General features: G+C 70.1%; 23 protein-coding genes, 1 tRNA gene and 1 pseudogene. 8 read left to right on the forward strand and 17 right to left on the reverse strand.

The window, feature by feature from the left end:
- Positions 1-160: 160 nt before the first annotated feature.
- On the forward strand, positions 161-625 hold the full coding sequence (locus tag AMA02S_RS15075) for a nuclear transport factor 2 family protein (protein WP_067459005.1): 465 nt from the start codon (positions 161-163) through the stop codon (positions 623-625).
- Here the strand turns inward: AMA02S_RS15075 and AMA02S_RS15080 are convergent.
- Together AMA02S_RS15080 and AMA02S_RS15085 are read right to left on the reverse strand one after the other, a co-directional pair.
- Positions 610-1,401 carry a putative hydro-lyase gene (locus tag AMA02S_RS15080; protein ID WP_067458100.1) on the reverse strand — a complete coding sequence of 264 codons (792 nt, stop codon included), beginning with the start codon at positions 1,399-1,401 and terminating at the stop codon, positions 610-612. The genes AMA02S_RS15075 and AMA02S_RS15080 overlap by 16 nt on opposite strands.
- A gap of 431 nt (positions 1,402-1,832) precedes the next feature.
- Positions 1,833-3,065 carry an NRAMP family divalent metal transporter gene (locus AMA02S_RS15085; protein ID WP_067458103.1) on the reverse strand — a complete coding sequence of 411 codons (1,233 nt, stop codon included), beginning with the start codon at positions 3,063-3,065 and terminating at the stop codon, positions 1,833-1,835.
- A 138-nt stretch (positions 3,066-3,203) separates the two neighbouring features.
- On the opposite strand from AMA02S_RS15085, the gene AMA02S_RS15090 reads away from it, so the two are divergent.
- Entirely contained in the window at positions 3,204-3,899 is a 696-nt protein-coding gene (locus AMA02S_RS15090) for a GntR family transcriptional regulator (protein ID WP_067458106.1), read from the forward strand.
- 6 nt (positions 3,900-3,905) lie between these two features.
- Here the strand turns inward: AMA02S_RS15090 and AMA02S_RS15095 are convergent, their stop codons facing one another.
- Positions 3,906-4,538, reverse strand: a complete 633-nt coding sequence (locus AMA02S_RS15095) for a GntR family transcriptional regulator (protein WP_245667551.1) — start codon at positions 4,536-4,538, stop codon at positions 3,906-3,908.
- Positions 4,539-4,668: 130 nt separating this feature from the next.
- Between AMA02S_RS15095 and pdhA the strand changes: the two genes are divergently transcribed.
- From pdhA to AMA02S_RS15110, 3 genes are read left to right on the forward strand one after another with little or no spacing between them, the layout of a single operon-like run.
- Positions 4,669-5,784: a pyruvate dehydrogenase (acetyl-transferring) E1 component subunit alpha gene (gene pdhA / locus AMA02S_RS15100; RefSeq protein WP_067458110.1), complete on the forward strand. Its 1,116-nt coding sequence runs from the start codon at positions 4,669-4,671 to the stop codon at positions 5,782-5,784.
- 10 nt (positions 5,785-5,794) lie between these two features.
- Entirely contained in the window at positions 5,795-6,811 is a 1,017-nt protein-coding gene (locus tag AMA02S_RS15105; protein ID WP_067458113.1) for an alpha-ketoacid dehydrogenase subunit beta, read from the forward strand.
- Positions 6,808-8,118 carry a dihydrolipoamide acetyltransferase family protein gene (locus AMA02S_RS15110; RefSeq protein WP_067458115.1) on the forward strand — a complete coding sequence of 437 codons (1,311 nt, stop codon included), beginning with the start codon at positions 6,808-6,810 and terminating at the stop codon, positions 8,116-8,118. The genes AMA02S_RS15105 and AMA02S_RS15110 overlap by 4 nt, the downstream gene beginning before the upstream one ends.
- Positions 8,119-8,135: 17 nt before the next feature.
- Here the strand turns inward: AMA02S_RS15110 and AMA02S_RS15115 are convergent, their stop codons facing one another.
- Positions 8,136-8,921: an SDR family NAD(P)-dependent oxidoreductase gene (locus tag AMA02S_RS15115; RefSeq protein WP_067459011.1), complete on the reverse strand. Its 786-nt coding sequence runs from the start codon at positions 8,919-8,921 to the stop codon at positions 8,136-8,138.
- 91 nt (positions 8,922-9,012) lie between these two features.
- Positions 9,013-9,360 (reverse strand): annotated as a pseudogene (locus AMA02S_RS42880) (nicotinamide mononucleotide transporter); the annotation flags it as partial.
- Between AMA02S_RS42880 and AMA02S_RS44150 the strand changes: the two are divergent.
- Together AMA02S_RS44150 and AMA02S_RS15125 are read left to right on the forward strand one after the other, a co-directional pair.
- On the forward strand, positions 9,248-9,970 hold the full coding sequence (locus AMA02S_RS44150; protein WP_501162061.1) for a nicotinamide mononucleotide transporter family protein: 723 nt from the start codon (positions 9,248-9,250) through the stop codon (positions 9,968-9,970). The pseudogene AMA02S_RS42880 and the gene AMA02S_RS44150 sit on opposite strands and share 113 nt — an antisense overlap.
- Positions 9,861-10,415 (forward strand): AAA family ATPase, encoded by a 555-nt coding sequence (locus tag AMA02S_RS15125; RefSeq protein ID WP_169806821.1) that lies wholly within the window; start codon positions 9,861-9,863, stop codon positions 10,413-10,415. The genes AMA02S_RS44150 and AMA02S_RS15125 overlap by 110 nt, the downstream gene beginning before the upstream one ends.
- 21 nt (positions 10,416-10,436) lie before the next feature.
- Here AMA02S_RS15125 and AMA02S_RS15130 read toward each other — a convergent pair whose 3' ends face one another.
- From AMA02S_RS15130 to AMA02S_RS41740, 6 genes are all read right to left on the reverse strand, one after another.
- A complete protein-coding gene (locus tag AMA02S_RS15130) occupies positions 10,437-10,658 on the reverse strand; it encodes a hypothetical protein (protein WP_157430589.1) in 222 nt (73 codons plus the stop codon).
- A gap of 62 nt (positions 10,659-10,720) precedes the next feature.
- Entirely contained in the window at positions 10,721-11,029 is a 309-nt protein-coding gene (locus AMA02S_RS15135) for a hypothetical protein (protein WP_067458126.1), read from the reverse strand.
- An 81-nt stretch (positions 11,030-11,110) separates the two neighbouring features.
- On the reverse strand, positions 11,111-14,866 hold the full coding sequence (locus AMA02S_RS15140) for a glycoside hydrolase family 2 TIM barrel-domain containing protein (protein ID WP_067458128.1): 3,756 nt from the start codon (positions 14,864-14,866) through the stop codon (positions 11,111-11,113).
- A gap of 253 nt (positions 14,867-15,119) precedes the next feature.
- Entirely contained in the window at positions 15,120-16,313 is a 1,194-nt protein-coding gene (locus tag AMA02S_RS15145; protein WP_218004972.1) for an ROK family transcriptional regulator, read from the reverse strand.
- Positions 16,314-16,403: 90 nt separating this feature from the next.
- On the reverse strand, positions 16,404-18,245 hold the full coding sequence (locus AMA02S_RS15150; protein ID WP_067458134.1) for a glycoside hydrolase family 3 protein: 1,842 nt from the start codon (positions 18,243-18,245) through the stop codon (positions 16,404-16,406).
- Between the two features lie 101 nt (positions 18,246-18,346).
- A tRNA-His gene (locus tag AMA02S_RS41740) sits at positions 18,347-18,418 on the reverse strand.
- A gap of 199 nt (positions 18,419-18,617) precedes the next feature.
- On the opposite strand from AMA02S_RS41740, the gene AMA02S_RS15155 reads away from it, so the two are divergent.
- Positions 18,618-19,421 carry an alpha/beta fold hydrolase gene (locus AMA02S_RS15155; RefSeq protein WP_067458137.1) on the forward strand — a complete coding sequence of 268 codons (804 nt, stop codon included), beginning with the start codon at positions 18,618-18,620 and terminating at the stop codon, positions 19,419-19,421.
- 54 nt (positions 19,422-19,475) lie between these two features.
- Here AMA02S_RS15155 and AMA02S_RS15160 read toward each other — a convergent pair whose 3' ends face one another.
- From AMA02S_RS15160 to AMA02S_RS41745, 6 genes are all read right to left on the reverse strand, one after another.
- Positions 19,476-20,759, reverse strand: coding sequence for a phenylacetate--CoA ligase family protein (locus tag AMA02S_RS15160; protein WP_067458139.1), 1,284 nt, complete (start codon positions 20,757-20,759; stop codon positions 19,476-19,478).
- 77 nt (positions 20,760-20,836) lie between these two features.
- Positions 20,837-22,204 (reverse strand): amidase, encoded by a 1,368-nt coding sequence (locus AMA02S_RS15165; RefSeq protein ID WP_067458142.1) that lies wholly within the window; start codon positions 22,202-22,204, stop codon positions 20,837-20,839.
- The gene (locus AMA02S_RS15170) at positions 22,204-23,100 is read right to left on the reverse strand and encodes an IclR family transcriptional regulator (protein WP_067458146.1); all 897 of its coding nucleotides are present in this window, start codon (positions 23,098-23,100) and stop codon (positions 22,204-22,206) included. Before AMA02S_RS15170 ends, AMA02S_RS15165 begins: the two co-directional genes overlap by 1 nt.
- Positions 23,082-24,149, reverse strand: a complete 1,068-nt coding sequence (locus AMA02S_RS15175; RefSeq protein WP_067458149.1) for an LLM class flavin-dependent oxidoreductase — start codon at positions 24,147-24,149, stop codon at positions 23,082-23,084. The genes AMA02S_RS15170 and AMA02S_RS15175 overlap by 19 nt, the downstream gene beginning before the upstream one ends.
- Positions 24,146-24,631, reverse strand: a complete 486-nt coding sequence (locus AMA02S_RS15180; RefSeq protein WP_067458153.1) for an acyl-CoA thioesterase — start codon at positions 24,629-24,631, stop codon at positions 24,146-24,148. The genes AMA02S_RS15175 and AMA02S_RS15180 overlap by 4 nt, the downstream gene beginning before the upstream one ends.
- On the reverse strand, positions 24,618-24,848 hold the full coding sequence (locus tag AMA02S_RS41745) for a hypothetical protein (RefSeq protein WP_157430590.1): 231 nt from the start codon (positions 24,846-24,848) through the stop codon (positions 24,618-24,620). Before AMA02S_RS41745 ends, AMA02S_RS15180 begins: the two co-directional genes overlap by 14 nt.
- Between the last annotated feature and the right edge of the window lie 18 nt (positions 24,849-24,866).

Below are 24,866 nucleotides of genomic sequence, written 5' to 3' on the forward strand. Positions count from 1 at the left end.
TCCCCCAGGTGCGCCGTTCCATTCCCACCCGATAACATAAATACGGCAAACAGCAAGAAATGCCGAGACTATCGGTTCCACTCTGTGGGACTGGATTCCCAGCACCAGGGGGAGGGTGCTGTCATGGGCGGAGGACTTCCCCCGGGCCCAGGAGGCGACCATGTCCACCGAACCACCGAGCCAGCAGGCCATCGCGAACCTGATCGCGAGGTACGCCGAGCTCGTGGACGGCGCCGACTTCGACGGCATCCGGGACCTGTTCGCGGACGCCGCCTTCATCGGCAGCAACGCCACCTGGTGGGGCGGGGACGCCATCGCGGACATGTTCCGGGCCACGGTGATCGTCCACGCCGACGGCACCCTGCGGACCAGGCACGTCACCACCAACCTCCACATCGAGGTGGACGAGGTCGCGGGTACGGCCGCGTCACGCGCGTCCTACACCGTCCTGCAGGCGGTGCCGGGCCTGACCTTGCAGCCGATCGCCTGCGGCCGCTACCACGACCGGTTCGCCCGCCGCGACGGCCGCTGGCGCTTCACCGAGCGGCGGATCTACCTGGACCTCACCGGCGACGTCAGCCATCACCTCCGCTGCGCGGCGAGGCTCCCTCAGGGCACGATGTAGCGGGTGTCGCGGGCGTCGGTGACGGCCATGTGGCCCGGGGCGTGCCCGATGGCGAGTTTCGGACGGGACGCCATGACCGCCGCCTGCGGGGTGACGCCGCAGGCCCAGAAAACGGGGATCTCGTCCACGCGGACCTCGACCGGGTCACCGAAGTCGGGGGCGCCGAGGTCGGTGATGCCGAGTTCGACGGGGTCGCCGACGTGGACGGGGGCGCCGTGGACGGACGGGTACCGCGAGGTGATCCGGACCGCGTCCGCGACCTGCGCGGCGGGGACGGGGCGCATGGAGACGACGAGCGGGCCACCGAAACCACCCGCTCGGCGGCATGTCCGGCTCGTCCGGTACATCGGGACGTTGACGCCCTGCTCGATGTGGCGGACGGGCACGCCGGCCTCGCGGAGCGCGTCCTCGAAGGTGAAGCTGCAGCCGATGAGAAAGCAGACCAGGTCGTCGCGCCACCGGTCGGTGACGTCGGTGACCTCGGCGACCGGTTCGCCGTGCTCGTAGACGACGTAGCCGGGCAGGTCGGTGCGCAGGTCGCCGGCGAACAGCGAGGCCGACGTCGCGCCGGGCTCGGTGACGTCCAGGACGGGGCAGGGCTTGGGGTTGCGCTGCGCGAACAGCAGCAGGTCGTACGCCTGCTCGCGGGGGACGGCGATGAGGTTGGCCTGCGTCCAGCCGGCGCACCAGCCCGCGGTGGGGACGCGCAGGCCGGCACGGAACAGCGCGCGGGCCTGGTCCGGGGACAGGGCACCCGGGTCGATGGGATTGGTCATGATCGCTCCTCTCCGAGGTCGGGCACGGGCAGTCGCCGGAACGAGCCCGCACCACCGGGAAGCGATGCAGGACGAGCCGGACGGGCGGCAGCGAGAGATCGGGCAGAAGCGTCCGGGGGAAGGGGGACGCCGCGAGGGAACTGGCCGGATGGCGAGGCCGGCACGAAAACCGGTCGCCGAGCGCCGGTCGGCGGGGCGCAGCGCATCTTGTGTCCGGGACCGCGGCGCCTGACACCCCCACGCCAGACGCCGCGTTCCCCGGACGCCCGAGGTCGTGGACAGTCGCCAGCGGCCCCGTCTCCATAACGTCCGGTCCGCACCCCTTGGTTCCCCACGGACGAGACCGCCCAGGCCTCCCAGGCCGCAGCGAGCGCCGGACACTCGACGATGATCGCCGTGTTCCCAGTCGCGGAAAGCCGCATCCCGATCGCCTACTTCCAGAGGTCGTCCAGGCCGGACAGCGCGTTCCAGCCCAGGTAGAGGGACAGGAGCCAGGCGGCGACACCGAGACCGAGCAGCCACACCGGATACCGGTAGCCGCCGAGCAGGTCGCGGCGGCGGCCCGCCGCCCACAACAGGACGGCGAGGCCGAAGGGCAGGATCAGCCCGTTCAGCGCGCCCGCGAGGACGAGCAGCTTCGTGGGAGTCGCGCCGATGGCGAGGTAGATCACCGTGGACACCGCGATGAAGGCGACGACCAGGCGGTTGCGGTTGCGGTCGATCCAGGGCGCGAACGAGACCAGGAACGACACGGAGGTGTAGGACGCGCCGATCACCGAAGTGATCGCGGCCGACCACATGACCAGGCCGAAGACGCGCAGCCCGGCCTCGCCCGACGCGTGCTCGAACGCCGAGGGCGCGGGGTTGTCCGCGGCCAGCCGCACGCCGCCGGCGACGACGCCGAGTACGGCGAGGAACAGCAGCACCCGCATCAGGCCGGTGACGAGGATGCCGGTGACGGCGCTGCGGTTGATCTCGTGGATGCTGCCGGGCCCGGTGACCCCGGACTCGATCATCCGGTGCGCGCCGGCGTAGGTGATGTAGCCGCCGACCGTCCCGCCGATGAGCGTGGTGATCACCAGGAAGTCGACCTCGCCGGGGGCGACGCTCTGGCGGAGCGCGTCGCCGAGCGGCGGCCCGGACACGATCGCCACGTACAGGGTCATGAGGATCATCACGGCGCCGAGCACCACGACGATCCGGTCCATCGCCACGCCCGCGCGCCTGCTGAGGAAGATCGCGATGGCGACGAGCGCGGACAGCGCACCGCCGATCTTGACGTCCAGGCCGAGGAGCGCGTTCAGCCCGAGGGCCGTCCCGGCGACATTGCCGATGTTGAACACCAGGCCGCCGAAGAGGTCCAGCGCGGCGAGGGCGTAGCCGCCACCGGGAACGACGCTGTTGCCGAGATCCTGGGCCCGCCGTCCGGACACCCCGACGATGCGCCACACGTTGAGCTGGATCGCGATGTCCACCAGCACCGACACCACGATCGCGAAGGCGAAGGCCGCGCCGAGTTGGGCGGTGAACACCGTGGTCTGGGTGATGAACCCGGGGCCAATGGCGCTGGTGGCCATCAGGAACATGGCGCCGGTGAGAGCGGCGCGGCGCGAGGCGGCGGTGGCGGGAGGCGGGGACGTATCGAGGACGGTCCGGTCGGTCATAGCTGCCCCTCCGGGGGAGTCTGCTTTCCGCCAGCGTAGATATTGTTCAACAATCCATCAATCCCCCTGTTGATTGATTCTCGGTACGGTGGCGATACGCTTGCGTGACACTCGTCCGGACCGGAGGGAAGGCAGGTCATGCCCGCGCAGGAGTCGTGGCTCGACGACATCGCGGCGGCCCGGCACGGTCTCGACCGGTCGAGCACGGCGGCCCGCGTCGCCGACCTGCTCCGCGATCAGATCACCCACGGACGGCTCGTCCCCGGCGAGCGGCTTCCCGAGGAGGACCTCTGCCGCGCCGTGAAGGTGTCGCGCAACACGATGCGCGAGGCGTTCCGGCTGCTCGTCCAGGAGCGGCTGCTCGTCCACGAGTTCAACCGCGGGGTGTTCGTCCGCCGCGTCACCGCCGACGGGCTCGCCGACCTCTACCGGGTGCGGCGGATCCTGGAATGCGAGGGCGTGCGGTGCGCTCCGTCCGCCGGCCGTGAGGCGATCGCGCGGGCGGGCGCGGCCGTCGGCGAGGGTGAACGCGCCGCCGCCGCCGGCGACTGGCCCGGCGTGGGCACCGCCGACATCCGCTTCCACCAGGCGCTCGCCGCGCTCGTCGGCAGCCCACGGGTGGATGAGATGACGCGGCACCTGCTGGCCGAGATGCGGCTGGTCTTCCACGAGATGGGATCGCCCCGCGAGTTCCACGAGCCGTACCTTGCCCGCAACCGGCGCATCTACGATCTGCTCGCGGCGGGCGCCGTCCAGGACGCCGAGCGCGAACTGCGCGCCTACCTCGACGACGCCGAGGCGCAGCTCACCACGGCCTACCGCGAGGCGAGCTGACCACGTTCACGGGGCGTAGTTCATGACGTGGTCGTGGAGCAGCCGCGGCGCCTGCGGATCGCGGCGCCGGAACGCCTCGATCAGCTCGGCGTGCTCGACCGACTTGGAGTAGATCTCCGTGTGGTGCAGGCGGAGGGACAGGGTCGTCCACAGCTCGATCCCGAGGCTCTCCCAGACCGACACCAACAGCCGGTTGCCGGCCGTCTCGACGATCTCGCGGTGGAAGACGATGCTCAGCCGCATCTGCTCGTGCAGGTCACCGTCCCGCGCGGCCTCGCCCAGCCGGCGGTTGTGCTCCTCCAGCGCGTCCAGGCGATCGGCCAGGCGCGGCAGCGCCAGCTCCGCGGCCGTCCGCTCCAGCCCGGCGCGGACGGGGAAGATCTCCGCCAGGTCCTGCTCGGTGAACGCGCGGACGCGGGCGCCCCGGTTCGGCAGTGTCTCGATCAGCCGCTGCGCCTCCAACTGCCGCAGCGCCTCCCGGACGGGCCCCTGGCTCACGCCCAGCTCCGTGGCGATCCGCCGCTCGACGAGGCGCTCCCCCGGCTCCCACCGCCCCGAGCTGATGCCGTCCACGATGAACTCACGGATCTGGTCGGCGAGTCCGGTGCGGAGCAGCTGTGCAGGGAGCGGCGAGTTCACGGAGTAGATAGTAGACGGCGGGACGGTAAGTGAACCTTGACGGGTAGAATATGATCGATCATTGATCAATGATGATCGGTGAACGTCGTGGTGATCCTATGGCGTTCCCCCGGACAGAGGAAGGTCGCCGATGGCTGAGACCACCCGGTCGGCGGGCATGACCGCTCCGGCTCCCGCGCAAGCCCCCCGCAGGGCGCGCGGCGCGAGGACGACGCGGCCCAGCGCGGCCGTCCCCGCGGCCGATGCCGCGGAGCTGGTCGGTTACTACCGGCAGATGCTGCTGATCCGCCGCTTCGAGGAGCGCGCGGCGCGCGCCTACACCGAGGCCAAGATCGGCGGCTACTGCCATCTCAACCTCGGTGAGGAGGCGACGGTCGTCGGGCTGATGGCCGCGCTGCGTCCCACCGACTACCTGTTCACCAACTACCGGGAGCACGGATACGCCCTCGCCAAGGGCATCGGCGCGGACCGGGTCATGGCCGAGTTGTACGGCCGCTCCACCGGCGTGTCGAAGGGCTGGGGCGGGTCGATGCACCTGTTCGACGCCGAGGCACGGCTGCTCGGTGGCTACGGCATCGTCGGCGGGCAGCTCCCGCTCGCCACCGGAGCCGCGCTCGCCGTCTCCTACAAGGGCGGCGACGAGGTCGTGATGTGCCACATGGGCGACGGGACGACCGCCATCGGCGCGTTCCACGAGTCGCTCAACATCGCCGCCCTGTGGGACCTGCCCGTCGTCTTCGTCGTGATCAACAACGGGCTCGGCATGGGTACCACGGTCGAGCAGTCCGCGGCCGAACCGGAACTGTACCGGCGCGGCGCCGCGTACCGGATGGAGAGCGTCCGGGCGGACGGCACCGACGTGGTCGCCGTCCGGGACGCCGCGCGGATCGCCGTCGAGCGCGCCCGCACCGAGAGCAGGCCGTACCTGCTGGAGACGGTCAGCCCGCGCCTCAAGGGCCACTCGGTCGTCGATCCGGCCCGCTACCGGTCCAAGAAGGAGAAGGAGGCCCTCAAGGCGGCCGATCCCCTCGCCCGCATGGCGCTGGAGCTGGCGGACGCCAAGATCCTGTCCCACGACGACCGCGACCGGCTGGACGCCGAGGTCACGGCCGAGGTGGACGCCGCCGCCGCGTTCGCCGACGAGAGTCCCGCGCCCGAGGTGTCCACCCTGTTCGACTACACCTACGCCACCCCCGTCCCGGGTGAGCTGCGCCGCCTGCCCGCCGACCCCGTCTTCCGTTCCTGAGGAGCCGTCCATGGCAACCGTCACCTACCGCCAGGCCCTCCGGGACACGCTCCGCTCGGAGATGCTGCGGGACGAGAACGTCTTCCTGATGGGCGAGGAAATCGGGCTCTTCGAGGGTTCCTACAAGATCACAGAGGGTCTGCTGAAGGAGTTCGGGCCGCGCCGCGTCCGCGACACCCCGATCGCCGAGGAGGGTTTCGTCGGCGCCGCGATCGGCGCGGCCATGCTCGGCCTCCGCCCGGTCGTGGAGATCATGACGATCAACTTCTCGCTGCTGGCGCTGGACCAGATCGTCAACCACGCCGCGAAGATCTACGGGATGTTCGGCGGCCAGGCGAGCGTCCCGATGGTGATCCGCACGCCGGGCGGCGGCGGCCAGCAGCTCGGCGCCACGCACTCGCAGAACGTCGAGCTGTTCTACTCCTTCATCCCCGGGCTGAAGGTCATCGCACCGAGCACGCCCGCCGAGGCGTCCGCGATGCTGAAGGCCGCCATCCGCGACGACGACCCGGTGCTGTTCCTGGAGAACCTCGCCCTCTACAACAGCAAGGGCGACCTGCCCGCCGAGATCGACGCCATCGAGCCCGCCGAGATCGGCCGTGCCGCCGTCACCCGCCCGGGCACCGACATCACGATCATCGGCTACTCCCGCATGGCCCGCGTCGCCGCCGAGGTCGCCGACACCCTCGCCGGTGAGGGGATCTCCGCCGAGGTCGTGGACCTGCGCAGCCTGCGCCCCCTCGACCGGCGGACCGTCGTGGACTCCGTCCGCCGGACCGGCTGCGCCGTGGTCGCCGAGGACGACTGGCTGACCTACGGCATCGGCGCCGAGATCGCCGCCACCATCCAGGAGGGCGCCTTCGACTGGCTGGACGCGCCCGTCCGGCGGGTCGCGATGGCCGAGGTCCCCCTCCCCTACGCCAAGTCCCTGGAGACGGCGGCACTGCCGTCCGCCGAATCGCTGCTCACCGCCGTCCGCGACACGCTTCGCGCAACCGGCCGTCTGGTCCTGGAGAACGCCCGATGACCGACATCCTCATGCCCCGGCTCTCCGACACGATGGAGGAGGGCGTCATCAGCTCCTGGCAGAAGCAGCCGGGAGACGAGGTCGCGGTGGGCGACGTGATCGTCGACATCGAGACCGACAAGGCGGTCATGGAGTACGAGGCGTACGAGGCCGGCGTGCTGGAGAAGATCCTGGTGGGTGAGGGCGAGTCCGCCGCGATCGGCGCCCCCATCGCGGTGGTCACCCCCGTCGGCGCGAAGGCCCCGGCGACCACGGCGCCGGTGGCCACGTCCACGGTCGCCCCCGCTCCGGTCCCGGCCGCCGCCCCGGCTCCACCGCCCGCCGCGCAGGCCACCGAGGTCAAGGCCCCGGCCGTGCCGTCCCCGGCGGCCGCGCTCCCCGCGCCCCGCAACGCCACCTCCCGTCCGCCCTCGTCTCCGCTGGCACGGCGCCTGGCCCGCGACCACGGCATCGACCTGGCCACGCTGAACGGCACGGGACCGGGCGGACGCATCATCCGCGTCGACATCGAAGCGGCGATCCGCGCCGGGGCCCCGGCGCCTGCCCTGGCAGCCGCCGCACCGACCGTGCCGCCCACATCGCCCACGTCGCCCACGTCGCCCGCCAGGGCGCCTGTGGACGACCCGGACGTCGAGGCCGTCCCCCTGAACCGCTTCCGGAAGGTGGCGGCGCGCCGCCTCATCGAGAGCAAGCGCGAGGCCCCGCACTTCTACCTCAACCGCGAGGTGGACGCCGACGCGCTGCTGGACTTCCGCGCCACCCTCAACGCGGCGCTCGCCCCGTCCAAGGTCAGCGTGAACGACCTGGTGGTGAAGGCCGTGGCGACCGCGCTGCGCGAGCATCCGGCGGTGAACGTCTCCTACACCGAGGAGAACCTGCTCTTCCACAAGCGCGTCCATATCGGTGTCGCGGTGGCGGTCGAGGACGGCCTGGTCGTCCCGGTCGTCCGGGACGCCGACGGCAAGAGCGTCTCGCAGATCGGCCAGGAGACGCGCGAGCTGGCGGGCAGGGCGCGGGAGGGCAGGCTGTCCGCGCGGGAGATGAGCGGTGGGACGTTCAGCGTCAGCAACCTCGGCATGTTCGGCGTCGGCTCGTTCGCCGCGGTGATCAACCCGCCGGAGGCCGCGATCCTCGCCGTCGGCGCCGTCCGGGACGAGCCGGTCGTCCGCGACGGGCAGGTCGTACCGGGCAAGCGCATGGCGGTGACCCTCTCGGTCGACCATCGCGCCTGCGACGGCGCCACCGCCGCGCGGTTCCTGGCGCGGCTGGCCGAGCTGCTCCAGAACCCCCTGCTCATCGTCGCCTAGAGCATGGCCAGGTACACCTAGAGCATGACCCGGCCTCCGGCGACGTCGATCGTGAGGCCGGTCAGCCAGGCCGCCCGCTCGGAGGCCAGGAAGAGCGCGGTTCCGGCGACGTCGCTCGTCTCCCCCAGCCTGCCGAGCGGGTGGGAGGCGGCGACGGCGTCCTGCACCTCCGGTGGCATGAACCGGGCCGTGCGCTCGGTGCGGATCGTCGCGGGGGCGACGCAGTTGACCCGGACGCCGTCCCGGCCGACCTCGGCCGCGGCGTGCCGGGTGAGCGCCTGGACGCCCGCCTTCGCGGCCTCGTAGGCGACCGGGGCGCCCCACCGGTTGCCCATCTCCCGGCCGCCGCCGCCCGGCAGGTTCGTCGGCAGTCGCCCCGCCGAGGACGACATCGTGATGATCGCCCCGGCCCGGCGTTCCTGCATGCCGGGCAGGAAGCTCTTCAGGGTCAGGAACGTCGCGGTGAGATTGCCGTCGAGGACCGACCGCCACTCCTGCTCGCTCATGGCCGCGGTCGGCCCCGGACGGGCGATGCCGCCGCCGGCGAAGGCGCACAGGACACCGGCGGGCCCGAGCTCGTCCTCGACCCGCCGGCGCGCCTCCTCGATCGCGGCGAGATCGGTGACGTCGGCCCGCACACCGATCCCGCCGATCTCCTTGGCGACCTGCGCGAGGGCCGCCTCGTCGCGTCCGATGACGGCGACCTTGGCGCCTTCTCCGGCGAACTCGCGCGCGGTGTCGGCGCCGATCCCGCGCGAGCCGCCCGTGACGACGACGACCGTGCCGTTGAGTTCTGCGTACATGACGATCTCCCATGCGATGACGTCTTCACTGAGTGGACACTCACCATTCTGAGTGAGCACTCACTCATTCGTCAAGCCACCGCGCGGCACTTCAGCGCGCCGGCGTGCTCGCCCGCCGCCGCGTTCGACAATGTGTGACCATGGCCGTCATGTCGGTGAACGTTCCGCTGGGTCTGCTGCTGGAGCCCGCCTTCCACCTCGGCGGCGTCCCCACCACGTGGGCCGAGTTGCTCGGCTTCGCGACGGGCGCGGTGAACGTGTGGCTGGTCGTCCGGCAGAACATCCTGAACTGGCCGATCGGGATCGCCAACATGAGCGACAGCGCGGTGGTCAGCGCGTCCCAGAACGGCACGGTGGAGTCGGTCCAGGACGACAACACCCAGGTCAGCAGCCCGGTGCCCGCGGCCCCGGCCGCGATCAGCCAGGCCCACTCCGGCGGCGTGGTGCTCCTGACCGGCAGCCGGTCGCGGCCGTCCCCGCCGTACAGCCAGATCCACCACCTGGCGACCTACGGCCAGTCGCGCAAACTGCTGGAGTCGTGGTGGCTGTGGATCACCGCCGACCTGGTCTACATCCCGCTCTACTGGTACAAGGACCTGAAGCTCACGAGCGCCTTGTACGTCATCTTCCTGACCCTGTGCGTGCTCGGCCTGCTGGCGTGGCGCCGCGATGTGCGGGACCGCCGGCCGGGCCCCGCACCGGCGGCCGCATGCCAGTGCGCGCGCCAGCGTCGTCGTGCCGGTGGACTCGGCGCCGACCACCACGACGCGCCGGGCCAGGTACGCCCGGACGGGCGGGGCGAGCCACTCCCACGTGGCGACCGGATCGTCCCGGACCGCGGTTCCGCTCGTGATCCTGCTCGGCCTGGTGTTCCTGGACGGCGGGCTCTACGCCGACTCCGGGTTGCAGGTGGTCTACGTCGCCCTGCGGGCGTACGCCGTGCACTATGCCGAGAAGGGTGGGGTCTGGGCCACGACGCGGTGGGTTCCCGAGTACGGCCGCACCTTCACCGAGGAGAAGCTCGCCGCCGCCCGCCGCGCCACCGGTGACCCTTCGCTGTGGCTCGATGACCTGACCTGGGAGCCCGCGGAGTTCACCCGCATCGCCGAACGCCACGCGGTCCTGGAGGACGCCGCCGCCCGGTCCGGCTCACCGCTGCTGGTGTGCGACACGGACGCGTTCGCGACCGTGCTCTGGCAGGAGCGCTATCTCGGTTCCCCCGCCCCGGACGTGGAGGCCGTCCACGACCGCGTGCCGCATCACCTGTGGATCCTCTGCTCCCCGGAGGGCGTCCCGTTCGAGCAGGACGGCCTTCGCGACGGCGAGTCGATCAGATCGTGGATGGCGGAGCGCTTCCAGGAAGAACTCGAACGGCGGAGTCTGCCGCACATCGTCGTCACCGGCCCCCACGAACAGCGGCTGGCGGCGGCCGCGCGGGCGACCGATGATCTGCTGGCGAGGGGCTGGACGTTGAGTGCCCCGCTGACCCCTTAGCCCACAGCCCTTGGCCCTCGCTCAGCCCGCCCAGACGATATCGGCGATGTAGAACTCCTTGATGTCCGCGATCACCATGTACTCGATGCAGGCGTCGACATCATCGACGGAAACGGTGTATTCGATTCCGACCGCGTCGAGGGGCTTCCCCGGGGGCGACGCCCCCGAGTCGACCAGGGCGCCTCCGAGCCGGGCCAGTTCGCACAAGTAGTCGGTCAGCCGGCTTTCGATCGGCTTCGGCAAGGAGTGGAGCACCTCCCCCGCCACTTCCGAGCAGAAGACCGTCCAGCCCCTCTTGGGAGCGTTCACTCCTCGCCTTTTCGGAACCCTCGCCCCGCCTTGATGTCCTCCAGGGAGACCTTCCTGCCGTTCCTCATCTCCTCGACCGCCCTGGCGCGGCGCTCCTCCCGATCGGGTAGCTGACCGAACATGGCCTCCGCGTACCAGCCGGACAGCAGGTTCTGAAGGTCGGTGCCGAGCTCGGCCCCCATCACCTCGCTGAGGAATCGGACGCGCTGCTCCTCGGGCAGCCAGTCGCTGATGCCCTTGATCGTGCGCGGGACGCGGCGGACCTGGCCCGGCAGCAGGGGAGGCTCCACCGGCTCTGCGCTCATGGGACTCCTTCGTGTCTCATCCGGTTCGCTGGTCGCCCCTTCTTCGGGAACCATACTGAGGGCCTCCGTCATTACACACGGTCATCGTCGAAAACGCTGGGTGTCCACCTCGTCCGCGGTGAGCGGACGCAGCAGGGTCGTGTAGCTGTAGGTGACGTCAGGGCGGACCTGGTACTCGGGGCGGACGGGGTTGGGTGTGTCGCCGACGCCTGTGACGGCGTGGTCGATGTGCAGAGTGTTCCAGCCCGGGTTGCGGACGCGGGCGAAGGGGTACAGCGCGCGGTCCAGGTCGTCGTACGGGGTGACGCCGGCCTCGACGTCACCGCCGACCAGGAGCCCGGCGCGACCGTCGGTCAGCACCGCCCAGCGAACGTCGTCGTGGTTGCCGTGGTCCTGGGGACGGTAGTAAGGGACGTATTGCTCCTCGACCGTGGACGACCAGACGCCCATGCGCGTGCCGTCCTTGCGGTCGGCGTAGTTCTCGACAGGGCCACGCCCGTACCAGGCGAACGTGCCGAAGCGCGCGGGGGCCTTGAGGGTGTAGCCGACGCGTCCGAGGTAGGGCAGCGTCCGGACCCGGCCCTGCGGGACGACCTGATGCGTCAGTTCGATCTGCCCCGAACCGTCGATTACATAGGTCGCCTTCTGGTCGAACCAGGCGTCGGGACGGTCCGGAGCCGCGCTCTTCGACGCGATGGACACGATCGTCTTTCTCCCCGGCGTGACGGTTGTCGCGCCGGGCGTCGTGACGAGGCGGTCCAGGCCCGCCTTGCGCCAGTCCTCCCCCTCGGCGCGGCCCCACGTGTAGGTCTCGTTGCTGATCGGGGGACGCCACACGTCGAGTTCGGGGCCGGTGCGCAACAGTTCGGTGCCGTGGGCGCGCATAGAGGTGAGGGTGCCCTTGGCCTTGTCGAAGATGTAACGGAAGTCCTTTCCTGCGACGACGATCTGTTTCGTGTTCTGCGTCACCGTGGGTTTCCCCTTGGCTGGTCTGCGCAGGTTCGGGATAGACGTGCCACCGGCCGGGAACTGACCGAAGCCCACAACGTGCCCTTGCCGCGCATACCAGGTTCGGTCCTTTAGCACGGCCTCCACCGTCAGCCAGCGTTCCCTCTTAAACGGGTTGGCGGGTGGTTCCGGAATGGATGGTGCAACCGCTTCTCCCGGCCTCAGCGTCAAGGACACCTTGCCCGATCTAAGCGTTCGGCGGCCCTCTGTGTAGCTCCAGCGAAGTTCGAGGTCTGAGGTGTCCGCGAAGGTGCGCTCGCTTGCAACAATTACGGCTTCATCTGGCCGGGTCACACGGATGGGGGAATGGACCCAGGACAGCTGGGCCGTTTCCGGTTGGACGTAGCGGTCGGAGCCCAGCAGCCCGTCCACCCCGGAGAGGCTTTGCCCATTGGACAGGAACGTGCCCTTGGTGTCGTAACGGTCGAAGTCGAGCGCCAGGATCGCCTGCCGTTGGGGATCTGCGCCCGCGGCCAGTTCGGCGGACGTCAGCGCCCGGTCGTAGACGCGGACGTCGTCGATGGTGCCGTGCGCCATGCGGCCCTTGTAGTTGTCCTGCATGGTCTCGGAGTTGCGGGCGATGGTGACGTCCGACGACGACCGGTCGATGGGTCCGGAGAAGGGCACGGACGCGACCTGGCTTCCGTCCACGTAGAGGCGCAGCGCGGCCCGGTCGTAGGTGCCCGTCACCCGATGCCAGGTGTCGTACCAGTTCGCGGGCACGGGGGCGCGGACGGTCCGCCAGGTTCCGCTGTGGACGAAGAACTCCAAGGTGCTCTCGTTCGACATCTTCAGGGCGTAGGAATGGTCACCTTTGCCGACGATGGTGAAGTCCCCCGTCCACGGGCGAACGGGCTTCACCCACGAATCGAGCGTGACGGACGTCCCGGTCAGGTCGAACCGTCGGTCACGGTAGATCTCCACGAAATCGTCCAGGCCGGAGAAGTAGAGGGCCTTGCCGCAGTGGCCGCCGACAACCTTCGGCAGGCCCTGCGTCCAGCTCAGGATTCTGTTGCCGGAGCCGTCCGGGGTGGTGATGACGGGCTGCCGCTGGTTCGCCTCGGCCCAATCCCAGATGAACCCGCCCTGCGTCTGCGAATGCCGTCTGATCACGTCCCAGAACTCGCGGAAATTCCCGAGGCTGTTGCCCATCGCGTGCGCGTACTCACCGAGGATGATCGGCTTCTTCGTCGTCGCCGCCTGCGATTCCAGCAAAGCCGGAGTCGGATAGCGCGGCCCCCAGACGTGCGCGTACGGGGCGTCGCCGTTCGGGCTGTTCGACTGGTGATACAGCGGACGGGACGGATCGGCCTCCTTCGCCCACTCCGCCATCGTGTAGTGCGCGTCACCGAGACCGGCCTCATTGCCGGTGTCCCACAGCAGCACGCTCGGATGGTTCTTGTCCCTCGCCACCATCGCCTGGAATCGTTCGAGAAACGCCTTCCGCCATTCGGGACGGTCCGCGAGACAGTCCGGCCTTCCGGACCGGGTGCAGTCCTGCCAGTTGTGGGTCTCGATGTCGACCTCGTCGTCGATCCACAGCCCACGCCGGTCGGCCAGGTCGTACAGGTAGGGATCGGACGGGTAGTGCGCCGTGCGGACGGCGTTGACGTTGAGCCACTTCATCAGCGCGACGTCGGACTCCATGCGGGCGCGCGTCTGGTGCCGTCCGGTCCGGGCGTCGGTCTCGGGCCGGTTGACGCCCTTGATGAGGACGCGCCGGCCGTTGACCAGGACCTGCCGGTGCTTGACCTCGATCTCCCGGAACCCGAACGTCTCACGGGTGGTGTGGACGACGCGTCCTCGCGGGTCGGCGAGTTGCAGGAGCAGCGTGTAGAGGTCGGGGGCCTCGTCCGTCCATTTCGCCGGATCGGCGACCGGCGCGGTGAGGCGCAGGGACGTGGTCTCGCCGCGCACCGTCGCCGTCCCGGAGAAGCGCTGCACCGCGCGGCCCGCCGGATCGACGAGCGTGGCGCGGACGGTGTGCTCGCCCTGCGGCCCCCTTTTGCTCCCCAGGGTGACGTCGGCGTCGAGCGTCGCGTTCCGGTAGGCCGCGTCCAGGTCGGTGTGCACGGCGACGTCGCGAACATGGGTCGTCGGGGTGGAGTACGCCCACACGTCGCGAAAGATCCCGCTGAACCGCCACTGGTCGAAGTCCTCCAGGTAGGACCCGGAACTCCAGCGGTGCACCTGGACGGCGACCGTGTTCGCGCCCGGGTGGACGAGATCACCGACGTCGAACTCGGCCGGCGTGTATCCGCCCTGGTCATAGCCCGCGTACCGGCCGTTCACCCACACGAGGTAGGCGCTGGTGACGCCCTCGAACCGCAGGAACGTGCGGCGGCCGTCCCAGTCCGCCGGGATGTGGAGCTTCCGCACGTACGCACCGGTCGGATTGATGTCGCGGGGCGTCTTCGGCGGATCGTCCGGAACGACCTCGGTCGGGATGTTGCGGAACATCGGATGGTCGAGCCGGTCGCTCTGCCAGGTGTGCGGGACGTTCACCTCACGCCAGCCGGACGTGTCGTACCCGGCGCGGTAGAAGCCGTCCGGCACCTCGGACGGACGGTCGGCGAGCGCGAAACGCCACGCACCGTCCAGTGACCGCGTCCACCTCCCGGCGTCCCCATCGAGCGCGGCACGGGCGTCGGCGTAGGGGCGGAGCACCGAGTGCGGCGGTTCCTGGCCCTCGCCGGTCATTTCGGGATCGTCCAGGTAGGTATGGACATCGGACGGCGGCGTGAGGGCGGCGGATCCCTCGGCGAGGACCGGTAGCGACACCGTGACCACCGCGGACAGGGCGAGCAGGACGAGCAGGAACCGATGCACGGTCCGATCATGACCTGACCTGCGGCGGGAGCGGGGGAACGGGGGCATCGGCGCGGCGCCTCCCTGGGGACGCGCTGTGTTGTCGGGAACCCGGCCCACGGGGCTCGCCTCGTGACCGAGCTCGTGCGACTCCTGAGGCCATTGTGAACCGAACACCGGGCCACGGGTCAACACGCGGGCGAGATGTGGCGCTTCATGCCGTCCGGGGCGAGCCGGCTTGGCGCACCTCGCCCGTTTCGTCCGCCCTGACCGTTCAGCTCGCCGGGATGGCGCGGTCGACGCGGAACAGGTCCTCGTCGATGTGGTCGAGAGCGAGACGGAGGGCGCCGAGACTGACCGATTCATCGCCCAGCTCGGACGCCTCGATCCGGACGGGGCTCAGGCACAGCGGGCGGACCTGCCGGCGCAGCTCGGCGATGAGCAGGTCACCCGCCCGGATCAGCGGCCCGCCGACGACGATCATCTCGGGGTCGAGCGCGAGGGCCATCGCCGCGATGCCGCGGGCCATCCGGGCGGCGAGCCGTTCCACGACGGCCTGTGCTTCGGCGCCGCCCCAGCCGGCGACCGCGAGGACGCGCTCGGCGTCGTCGAGTTCCGGGCCCGCGGCGGCGATCCCGGCGAGGGCGGCGAGGGCGGCCTCGGGACCCACGTCCGTCCCGGTGATGAGGGTCGCGGTCGTGTCGCGCAGCCCCAGCTCGGGCAGCATGCCGATCTCGCCGGCGGCGCCGTAGCGGCCCCGGTGCAGGCGCCCGCCGATGAGCGCGCCGATGCCGGTGTGCAGTCCCACGTGGACGCAGATGACGTCGTCGGCCTCGCGGGCGGCACCGCGCCACCGCTCGGCGAGCGCGGCGAGGTTGGCGTCGTTGTCCACCAGGACGGGGCAGGAGAACGAGCGACCGAGCTCGCGGGCGAGATTGACGCCCTCCCAGTCCGGCACGACGGTGCAGAACGCGATGGTGCCCTCCGGCGAGACGACGCCGGGGGTCCCCGCGGCGACCGCCCACAGCGCCTGACGCCGGACGCCCGCGCGGGACAGGCACGTCTTGATCGCGGCGCGCACGGCCGCGATCCGCTCGGCGGGGCCCCCGGCGACGTCGAGGTCGGCGCGATGCCCGCCCACGACCTCGCCGGAAAGGTCGGCGACCAGCAGCCGGACGCGGTGCGCGTCGATCTCGATACCGAGCGCGTACCCGGCCTCGGCGCGGAAACGGTAGTGGCGGGCGGGGCGGCCGAGGCCGGTGCCCGGGCGCGCCGCGGCCTCGGCGACCAGGCCGCGTCCGGCCAGCTCGCCGAGCACGCCCTCGGTGGTCGGCCGGGATAGCCCGACCTGTTTCGCCAGCCCGGTCAGAGTCGACTCGCCGCCGTCGCGCAGCGCGCGCAGCACCGCGGCGGAGTTGAGGCGGCGAAGGACCGAGGGGTCGCCCCCGTGCAGGGAGTGTTCGGACACGGCACCTCTTGACAGCGATCGGCAGACGGACGACATTATTGCCAATCTACTTATGAAACAAAATTACGTAATGCCGTCGAGGGCCGGGATTCAGTCGTAGCCGAGGCCGGCGCCCAGGGGGAAGAGGGGGCGTTGGCCGTCGCCTGCGTTGATGGGTTCCTGGGCGGCCGAGCGGGGCCAGGTGACGGGCAGGCGGCCGGACGGGTCGGTGTCGCCGAACAGGACGTCGGCGACACCGGCGCCCTCGGTGCCGGGAAGCCAGGACGCCATGAAGCCGTCCCAGCCGGGTAGCTCGGACGTGACGTTCAGGGGACGTCCGGAGACCAGGACGACCACCACGGGCACGCCGGCGGCGCGGAGCCTGCCGATGGTCTCGCGGTCCGTGTCGTCCAGGCGCAGGTCGTCGGTGCGGTCGCCCTCGTACTCGGCGTACGGCTGCTCGCCGACGACGGCGACCGCGACGTCATAGGAGCGGTCGATGCCGGTGCCGTCCCTGGCGTAGGTGACCGTCGCGGACCCGCCGGCCGCCTCCCGGATGCCCTGGAGGATCGTGGTACCGGGCGTGGTCGCGCCCGGTGCTCCCTGCCAGGTGACCGTCCAGCCACCGGACTGGAGGCCGATGTCGTCGGCGCCGCGGCCGGCGACGAAGATCCTGTCGCCCTCGTCGAGTGGGAGGACGTCGTCGTTCTTCAGCACCACCTGTGAAGCGGCGACCGCGCGCCGGGCCAGCGCGCGGTGCGCGGCGCCGCCGATGGTGCCGAGGTAGCGGCGGTCGGCCATCGGGCGCTCGAACAGGCCCAGCTCGAACTTCTTGGTCAGGATCCGCCGGTTCGCGTCGTCGATCCGCGCCATGGGCACAGTGCCGTCCTCGACCGCCGCGCGCAGCCGTTCGATGAAGCGGCGCCACTCCGCCGGCACCATCACCATGTCGATGCCGGCGTTGATCGCGGCGGCGACCTCCTTCCGGGTGAAGCCGGGTGCGCCGTCGATCTGGTCGATGCCGTTGTAGTCCGACACGACGAAACCGGAGAAACCCAGCTCGCCCTTCAGCACATCGGTGATCAGATACCGGTTCTGGTGCATCTTCAGGCCGTTCCATGAGCTGTAGGACACCATCACCGAGCCCACTGCGCGGCGCACCGCCTCCCGGAACGGCGGCAGGTGGACGGCGCGCAGGTCCTCCTCGGACAGGCGCACGTCGCCCTGGTCCCTGCCGCCCGCCGTGCCGCCGTCCCCCACGTAGTGCTTCGCCGTCGCCAAGACCGACGTGGGGCCGCGACCCAGCGCGCTCCCCTGAAGCCCGTCGATGATGGTCGTCATCGACGACGGCAGCTCGGGGACTTCACCGAACGACTCATACGTCCGTCCCCAACGGTCGTCGCGGGCGACGCACACGCACGGCGCGAAGTTCCAGTCCACGCCCGTCCCGGTCATCTCCTCGGCCGTCGCCGCGCCGATCCGCCGGACCAGTTCCGGGTCGCGGGCGGCGCCCAGCCCGATGTTGTGCGGGAAGATCGTCGCGCCGACGACGTTGTTGTGCCCGTGAACGGCGTCCACCCCGTACAGGATCGGCACGCGCAAAGGTGCGGCGAGCGCCGCCCGCTGGAACCCGTCGTACATGTCCGCCCAGTTCCGGACGTTGTTGGGGCTGGGCGCGGACCCGCCGCCCGACAGCACCGAACCGATCCGGAAGCGGGTGACCTCGTCGGGCTCGATGTGGCGGCGCTCGGGCTGGGTCATCTGGCCGAGCTTGTCGTCCAGGCTCATCCGCGCGAGCAGGTCGTCCACCCGGCTCGCGACAGGACGTCCGGGATCGAGATAGCGGACGGGTCCCATGTCCGCCCGGAGCGCGCCGATGGGCGTCAGGGCCAGCACGACCGACATGCCAAGGGCCAGGCACCGGCGCACGACCGGCGTGGAGGAGCAGTACATGGGGCGAGCGTTTCCAAGATCGGCTCATCGCAATGCCAGCCGATTTCAGCGCCTGGGCAATTTCTGGTGGTCACCAGCCCCGCAACCACCACAAACCACCAGGGCGCCCGCCCGGGATCGAACCGGAACCTCCAGGATCACAACCTGGCATGCAGACCACCACGCGTGGCGCCCTTCCTGAGAACCGGGCTCGCCGGGGGGAGCTCCCGAGCGGTGCGTGCTGATCAGGAAGGGGGCTTGCCGATAGTGCAATTCGCTTTGACGGACGGCCTGGCCGCTCGGCCAGACTGATCTCTCGGGGCGATGGACCGCGGAACGCCTGGTCCTGAACTCCGGTCGACAGAGCGGCAAGACAAAGGAGGTCTGGAACTGATGCGGCTCAACGCAGACGTCGTACAGGTTGACGACATCGCGGTCGGATTCCTCCATGCCGGGGCCGGCCAGAGCGGGGTGCCATGGGTCTTCGTTCATGGCCTGGGTGAGGACTCCACCTCATGGACGGTTCAGATGAGCGCGCTCGGAGAGACACGGCCCACGTATGCGGTCGATGTCCGGGGACATGGCCGTACCGGCATCGGACTTGCGAACGGCACGCTGCGGCAACTGGCCGACGACCTGCTTGGGTTTCTCGAATCCGTCGGTCCGAGTGTGTGTGTCGGTTTCTCGATGGGCGGGGCGATCGTTCTGGCGGCTGCGGCCCGGCAGCCGCGTCTTGTCGAGCACGTCGTGCCGGTCTGCACCTCAAGTGTCGTCAGCCGCCGGGTCGCCGAGCGGTTCCGGGCACGCGCGGACGGCATCGCTTCCGAGGGGGCGGCTTTCGCCCGTGCCGCTCTGATGGAGAACCTCTCCACCAACGTGCTGAACCGGCCGACCGACTGGGAGGAACAGCTTGCTTCCCGGCTCGCGGCGATCGGCGACGGGAAGGGCTATGCGAACGGGGCTCGGGCAATGGCCTCCATGCACGAGGACCCGCTCACCCCACGTTTGGCGGATATCAGGGGGCCGTTGGATGTCTTCATCGGTGAGCTGGACACCTCGTGCCCGTGGCGGGCCGGAGAGATCATCGTCGAGGCGGTAGCCGATGGCCGGTGCCACCTGCTGCCGGGGGTCAGGCATTTCGTCAACATCGAGCAGCCCGCCGTCCTCACGGAGGCGCTGGCGAGCCTCAACGCCTAACCCCCGGGGCGTGCGGGGATGACGGCATCCTCGGGCGCCGTGTCGCGGGTCACGTCACCCCCTTCCGCCCACGAGGTCGAACACGCGCTTGACCTTCCCTGTACCGGCCACACCGGTCTTCTCGACGATGTCCGCATCGTCCATGAATTCCACGAGGAACCGCACGTTGAGCGTCCGCTGCAGTGTGGTGGCGAGCCCGTCGCCGGCCGAAGATGCGACCGCGGTGGGGAGCTTGACCGCGAGTACCGAACCCCGCTCGGGATGCTCGCGGTGCTCAAGGAAGAAGTCGACGGGAGCCCCCAGGTTGGCCGTCAGGACGTCCTCGACCGAAGAAGCCCAGATCGTCTGCCCGTGGAACCGTACGGCCTCGTCGACCCGGCCCTGGATTGGGAGGATGCGCACCGAGGTACCGCCGCAGGGGCAGGGTTCCCGGGTGAGGGCGGCGCGGTCCCCGGTGCGGAACCGGATCCGCGGGGTGGAGGGCCGCAGCCAGGAGGTGACCACCAGCTCGCCGTACTCGCCGTCGGTGACCGGCCGCTGATGTTCGTCGAGGATCTCGGCGATGACGCCGGGGGTGACGTGCATGCCGAGCGCGCCGTCGCGGGCGCTGCTGGCCTCGCATTCGGCCGAGACCCAGCTCAGGTCGGTCGAGGCGAAGTGCATGACGACCCGCGCGTCCCATGCCTCCTGGAGGTAGCGGCGGCTTTCGGCGCTCATGGCCTCGCCGCTGGTCAGGAAGAGACGGACGCTGGAGGTACGCGTGTCAAAGCCGAGCTCGCGTGCCTTGCGGGTCAGGTAGACCATGTACGACCCCGCTCCGTGGAGGACGGTCGCGCCGACGGTATGGATCACGTCAAGGAGCTTCTCGGCCGGGGTGACCTTGCCGCTGCTGAGCGGCAGGATGGTCGCGCCCACCGACTGGACGGCCTGGACGCACGACCACGCGCCGCGGGGGAGGCCGAAGGTCAGCGTGATGGCGCAGATGTCGTCGGGGCGGACGCCCATCAGTTCCATGTGCTCGCGGTAAACGTTCTCCATGTGCGGGAGGTCCGTGCGAGGTACGGGGAAGATGCGCGGTTTTCCGGTCGTGCCGGTGCTGGAGTGGATGTACGCCAGGTCCGCCAGGGCCTCCTCGACGTAGAGGTCACCGAAGGGGGGCTGCGCCGCGATGGCGGCTCGTAGTTCCTCAACGGCCCAGGTTGGCCACTCCTGAAGGGCGGGCACCGCGGTGGGGATGAATCCGACGGCTTCGGTCCACAGGCGTGTGTAGAACGGTACTTGGTGCAGGGCCGTCGTCAGGGCGGCGTGCAAGTCCTGCGGCTGCTTCGGCTGTGCCATGGGCCGTCTCCTTGTGCTCGGTCGCTAATGTCCTGGTGGGTTGCCGCGCGGCACCGCGTGTGACGTCGAGTGTCCGGTCAGAGCGACCGGGTGAGCTTTTCCGCCATGGCGAGGACTCCTGCGTCGTCACCGAACCGCCCGATGATCTGCATGGCTCGCGGCATGCCTGAGGCGTAGGTGCCGAAGGGGACGGAGACCGCGGGGAGCCCGGCGAGGTTGAGAAGCGCCAGCCGCGGAAACTTCAGCGGTGTGTAGGTGTCGGTGAGGCGGGGAGCCTCGGGCGCCACCACCGAGAACGCGTAGTCGTAGGTGGTGAGTGCCTGTTTCAGCGCGAGGCCGCGCATGCGCTCCTCACCGGTCGCGCACAGATACTCCGTGGCTGTCTGGGTTCGCCCGGTCTCGTAGATTGGGCGAACGTAGTCGGTGAGTTCCCCCGCGGCATCGAAGAAGTCCGCCGAGAGCCTCATCGCGGCCGCGACATGCTCACCGGCGTACGGCCAGACCCGTGCGGCGACCGGCGGGGGCACGAGGTCGTCCCACTGGAGCCGGTCGAGGTCTCCGAAGACATGCTGCACGAAGGCCGTCAGCTCATGCGCCAGGGCGGACTCCTCCGCCGCCGCCGGCGGCCTCGCTTCACCGATGTGGCAGACCCGCAGGCCGCGCGTACCGCTCGCGAGGGCGCTGTCGAACTCCTCGTCGACCAGCGCGCCGAATCCGCTGGCGGGATCACGCCAGTCGGGGCCGCTGAGGGCTCTCGTCAGCTCCCAGGCGTCGCGGACGTCGCGGGTGATCGGCCCGGTGTGCGAGCGGGTCGGTGCGGCCTTCCAGTCCTGCACCCATGGGATGCGCTGATGGGACGGCTTGAAACCGACCAAGCCCTGGTAGGCGGCAGGGATCCGGATCGAGCCGGCGGAATCGGTGCCGAGGGCGGCGGCACTCATGCCGGCGGCCACCGAGGCGGCGGCTCCGCCACTGGACCCACCGCAGGTCCGGTCGGGGTCGAGCGGGTTCCGGCCCGGGCCGGTGAGCCGGTTGCGCACCTCCGTGGCGAGGGCGAACTCGGAGGTGTTGGTCTTGCCGATGATGATCGCCCCATGCTGCCTCAGGCGCTGGGCGATCACGCTGTCGGGTCGCCGGTTGTGCCTGAACACCGCCGACCCGTAGGTGGTGGGCATCCCGGTCACCTCGATGGTGTCCTTCACCGAGATCGGCAGCCCGAGCAGGGTCGGATGGGGACCGGCGGTGCGCCACGCCCTCGTGGCCGCCTCGGCGTCGGCCCGCGCCCGGTCGCGATCGACCGCCAGAAAGGCACAGATCGTCTCGTCCTGTGCGTCGATGCGTTGCAGGGCCCGTTCGACCGCCGCCTGGGGAGTGTCCTCACCCGTGCGGAAACGCTCCCGTAGCTGTAGCAGTGTGGGTTCGATCGTTGGCTGGGCACCACTCATCAGGCCGTACTCCCACGTCGAGGTGCCGCTCCACGTGCACCAGCGGCGCGCTCGGCGAACAGCAGCGAAGTGATGTGTTTGCTCGCCAGCACCACCTCGCGGGCGATCACGTCGTGGCGGCCCCGCAGGGACGTGGTCTTGCCGGAAAGACCAATGGCCATGACCGGTGACCCCACACCGTCGTGCACGGGCGCTGCGACGGAGGTGGTGCCGCGCTGGAGTTCATCGACGGTAACGCAGTAGCCCTGTCGGCGGACGTCCTCCAAGCGGGCGCGGATCTCCTCGAACGAGCGCGGCGCGTTGGGCCCGCAACTGTCATAGGTCGCGTCCTTCAGGAGTGCCTCGACGGTCTCGTCGGCGAGGCCTGCTATCAGAGCGCGTCCGGAGGCCGTGCAGTAGATCGGGACGACCCCTCCCGGGGGCACTCCCCCGGCCCATTCGTTGACGATGATCTGTCCGCTTTTAGGGCGCGACGTATAGAGCGTGAGCACCTCGTGCCCGGACTGGGCCGCTATCCAGCACGTCTGTTCCGTGCGCACGGCTAGCGTGCGGACGATCGGGCCGGCGATGGAGACCATCTGCCGACCGCTGACGCGTACAGAGAAGGCATACACGAGCCAGCCCAGTGAATACCGTTGCGTCTCCGCGTTCCGGGTCACCATCCCGTATTCGCCGAGTACCTTCAGCACTCGCGACGCCTGGCTCTTGTCGCAGGGCAGAAGGTCGGCCAATTCGGTCACGCTGAGCGACTCCTTCAGCGACAGATGCCACAGGGCGGCGATACCGCGGCGCAGCGTGTTCTGGTCGGTCGGAACGGCGGCGGTGAGGAGGCGCGAGAGGCCGAGTCGCGCCCCCTGGTGGGCCGGGTCGTGGCCGGTCATCGCCGTTCGGGCCATTCGGCGATGACCGGGACGACTTCCTTCCCGAGCAACTGGAGGCATTCAAGGTGCTGCTCGTGGGTCGCGCCGTCGAAGAGGACGTCGACCTCATCGATACCGAGCTCGTACATCCGCCGTGCCGAGGCGATGCAGTCCTCGGGACTGCCGAACATACTCGGGCTCTCGTTAATGATCATGTCGAGGTCGTTCTTGAACGCCTTGGCCCGCTCGAAGGACACCGACGACCCCGTCTTGCGCACCATCTTCTCGTACATCTCGACCGTGCGGTTGACGTAGCCGACCACGTAGTCGCCGGCCCGGCGTCTGGCCTCGGCCATCGACTCCGCGCAGTGCCCGTTGACCACGATCGCCACCCGGTCGAGCGGCTTGAGGCCGGGCAGCGACCTCGCTCCGGCCGCCGCCTCGAATGCCTCGCGGTACCGGGCGACGCGCCGCTCGGCCTGATCCCAGTAGATGCCGTTGCCGCCGGTCAGGAGCGCCAGGCCAAGCCTGCCACCGGTCGCATGGGATCCCGGGCTGGTCGCCGCCCAGTAGATCGCCGGGTGCGGCTGGTTGACGGGCTTGGGCACGACGCTGACGGGGGCGATCTCGTGGAACCTGCCGCGGTGGGTCAGGATCGGCCGCGTCCAGGCCCCGAGGATGATCTCAAGGTCCTCCAGGGTCCGGGGCTCGGTCTCCGGCACCGGGATGCCGAACGCCTCGGCGGTGAGCGGGGTGTTCCCGCGCCCGATGCCGAACTCCATGCGGCCGTTGGCCAGGACGTCGATCGCCGCCCAGCGCTCCGCCACGTTGAGCGGGTGGTGCAGCGGCGTGATCACCACGCCCGGACGGATGATGATCCGCGAGGTCTCCATTGCGATCGCCGTCATGATCACATCGATCGGACCGGTGACGTTCGTCGGGAACTTGAAGTGCTGCTCGGAGATGCTGAAGGAGTGCAGGCCGGCGTCGTCGGCGACGGCCGCCTCCTTCACGATCTCTTGGATCCGGTGGGCCGGGTCACCGTGCTTGCCCACGAAGCCTTGGGTGGAGACACCAAGCTTCACGACGGGTCCTCCTTCGTCCGGTCAGCGGTCAGCCCGTGCCGCGCGGCCTCGGACCGCAGGTCGCGCAGCCATTGCTCGGCGATCGGCTTGGAGCCGTCGCGGCTCACCGCGACGCCGGTCAGCCCGACCGTGACGTGCACCTCGCCCCCGGGCTTCGCGATCTGGGTGGTCGTGGTGAACGAGCGGTTGCCGACCGCCGTGACGAACGTGCGGACGACGAGGAGGTCACCCAGGCTGAGCCTGCGGTGGTGATCGATCACCTGGCGGACCATCGGGTAGTGCACGTTGGCCTGGCCGAGTTCCTCGACCGGATGCCCCGCGGCGCGGAAGAGGTTCTCCAGGCCGACCTGCGCCCATTGAATGGGATGACCGATGTAGACGACGCCTGCGGCGTCGGTGTGGTGCATCGAGACGCGGCTCGCGTACTCGTCCATGTAGAGCAGCGCGGAGACGGCGGCGGAGTCGACTTCAGAGAGCGTCATTGTTCGAAGTCCAGTCCATGGGTGCGAAGTCTTCTTTCCTGATCACTTCGCTGCCCGGGTCGGGCAACGGCGGGTTGTGTCCGGGGGAGATACCGACCGTCGGACTGTGTCGACGAAAGACGATCTCGCCTGTTTCGTCGTTGCGGTACATGGCGGTTCCCCAGACGGCTTCGTCCTGGATTCGCGCCTTGCCGGTACGGAAGGTTGCATGCCACATACGCCGGTCACTTTCGAA

The sequence above is a fragment of the Actinomadura macra NBRC 14102 genome, from assembly GCF_001552215.1.
GTDB lineage: Bacteria > Actinomycetota > Actinomycetes > Streptosporangiales > Streptosporangiaceae > Spirillospora > Spirillospora macra.

Bases quoted from the DNA above. Each gene is read 5' to 3' on its own strand.
- AMA02S_RS15075 (WP_067459005.1), top strand. From the start codon at position 161: ATGTCCACCGAACCACCGAGCCAGCAGGCCATCGCGAACCTGATCGCG.
- AMA02S_RS15080 (WP_067458100.1), bottom strand. From the start codon at position 1,401: ATGACCAATCCCATCGACCCGGGTGCCCTGTCCCCGGACCAGGCCCGC.
- AMA02S_RS15085 (WP_067458103.1), bottom strand. From the start codon at position 3,065: ATGACCGACCGGACCGTCCTCGATACGTCCCCGCCTCCCGCCACCGCC.
- AMA02S_RS15090 (WP_067458106.1), top strand. From the start codon at position 3,204: ATGCCCGCGCAGGAGTCGTGGCTCGACGACATCGCGGCGGCCCGGCAC.
- pdhA (WP_067458110.1), top strand. From the start codon at position 4,669: ATGGCTGAGACCACCCGGTCGGCGGGCATGACCGCTCCGGCTCCCGCG.
- AMA02S_RS15105 (WP_067458113.1), top strand. From the start codon at position 5,795: ATGGCAACCGTCACCTACCGCCAGGCCCTCCGGGACACGCTCCGCTCG.
- AMA02S_RS15110 (WP_067458115.1), top strand. From the start codon at position 6,808: ATGACCGACATCCTCATGCCCCGGCTCTCCGACACGATGGAGGAGGGC.
- AMA02S_RS15115 (WP_067459011.1), bottom strand. From the start codon at position 8,921: ATGTACGCAGAACTCAACGGCACGGTCGTCGTCGTCACGGGCGGCTCG.
- AMA02S_RS15135 (WP_067458126.1), bottom strand. From the start codon at position 11,029: ATGAGCGCAGAGCCGGTGGAGCCTCCCCTGCTGCCGGGCCAGGTCCGC.
- AMA02S_RS15150 (WP_067458134.1), bottom strand. From the start codon at position 18,245: ATGTACTGCTCCTCCACGCCGGTCGTGCGCCGGTGCCTGGCCCTTGGC.
- AMA02S_RS15155 (WP_067458137.1), top strand. From the start codon at position 18,618: ATGCGGCTCAACGCAGACGTCGTACAGGTTGACGACATCGCGGTCGGA.
- AMA02S_RS15160 (WP_067458139.1), bottom strand. From the start codon at position 20,759: ATGGCACAGCCGAAGCAGCCGCAGGACTTGCACGCCGCCCTGACGACG.
- AMA02S_RS15165 (WP_067458142.1), bottom strand. From the start codon at position 22,204: ATGAGTGGTGCCCAGCCAACGATCGAACCCACACTGCTACAGCTACGG.
- AMA02S_RS15170 (WP_067458146.1), bottom strand. From the start codon at position 23,100: ATGGCCCGAACGGCGATGACCGGCCACGACCCGGCCCACCAGGGGGCG.
- AMA02S_RS15180 (WP_067458153.1), bottom strand. From the start codon at position 24,631: ATGACGCTCTCTGAAGTCGACTCCGCCGCCGTCTCCGCGCTGCTCTAC.
- AMA02S_RS41745 (WP_157430590.1), bottom strand. From the start codon at position 24,848: ATGTGGCATGCAACCTTCCGTACCGGCAAGGCGCGAATCCAGGACGAA.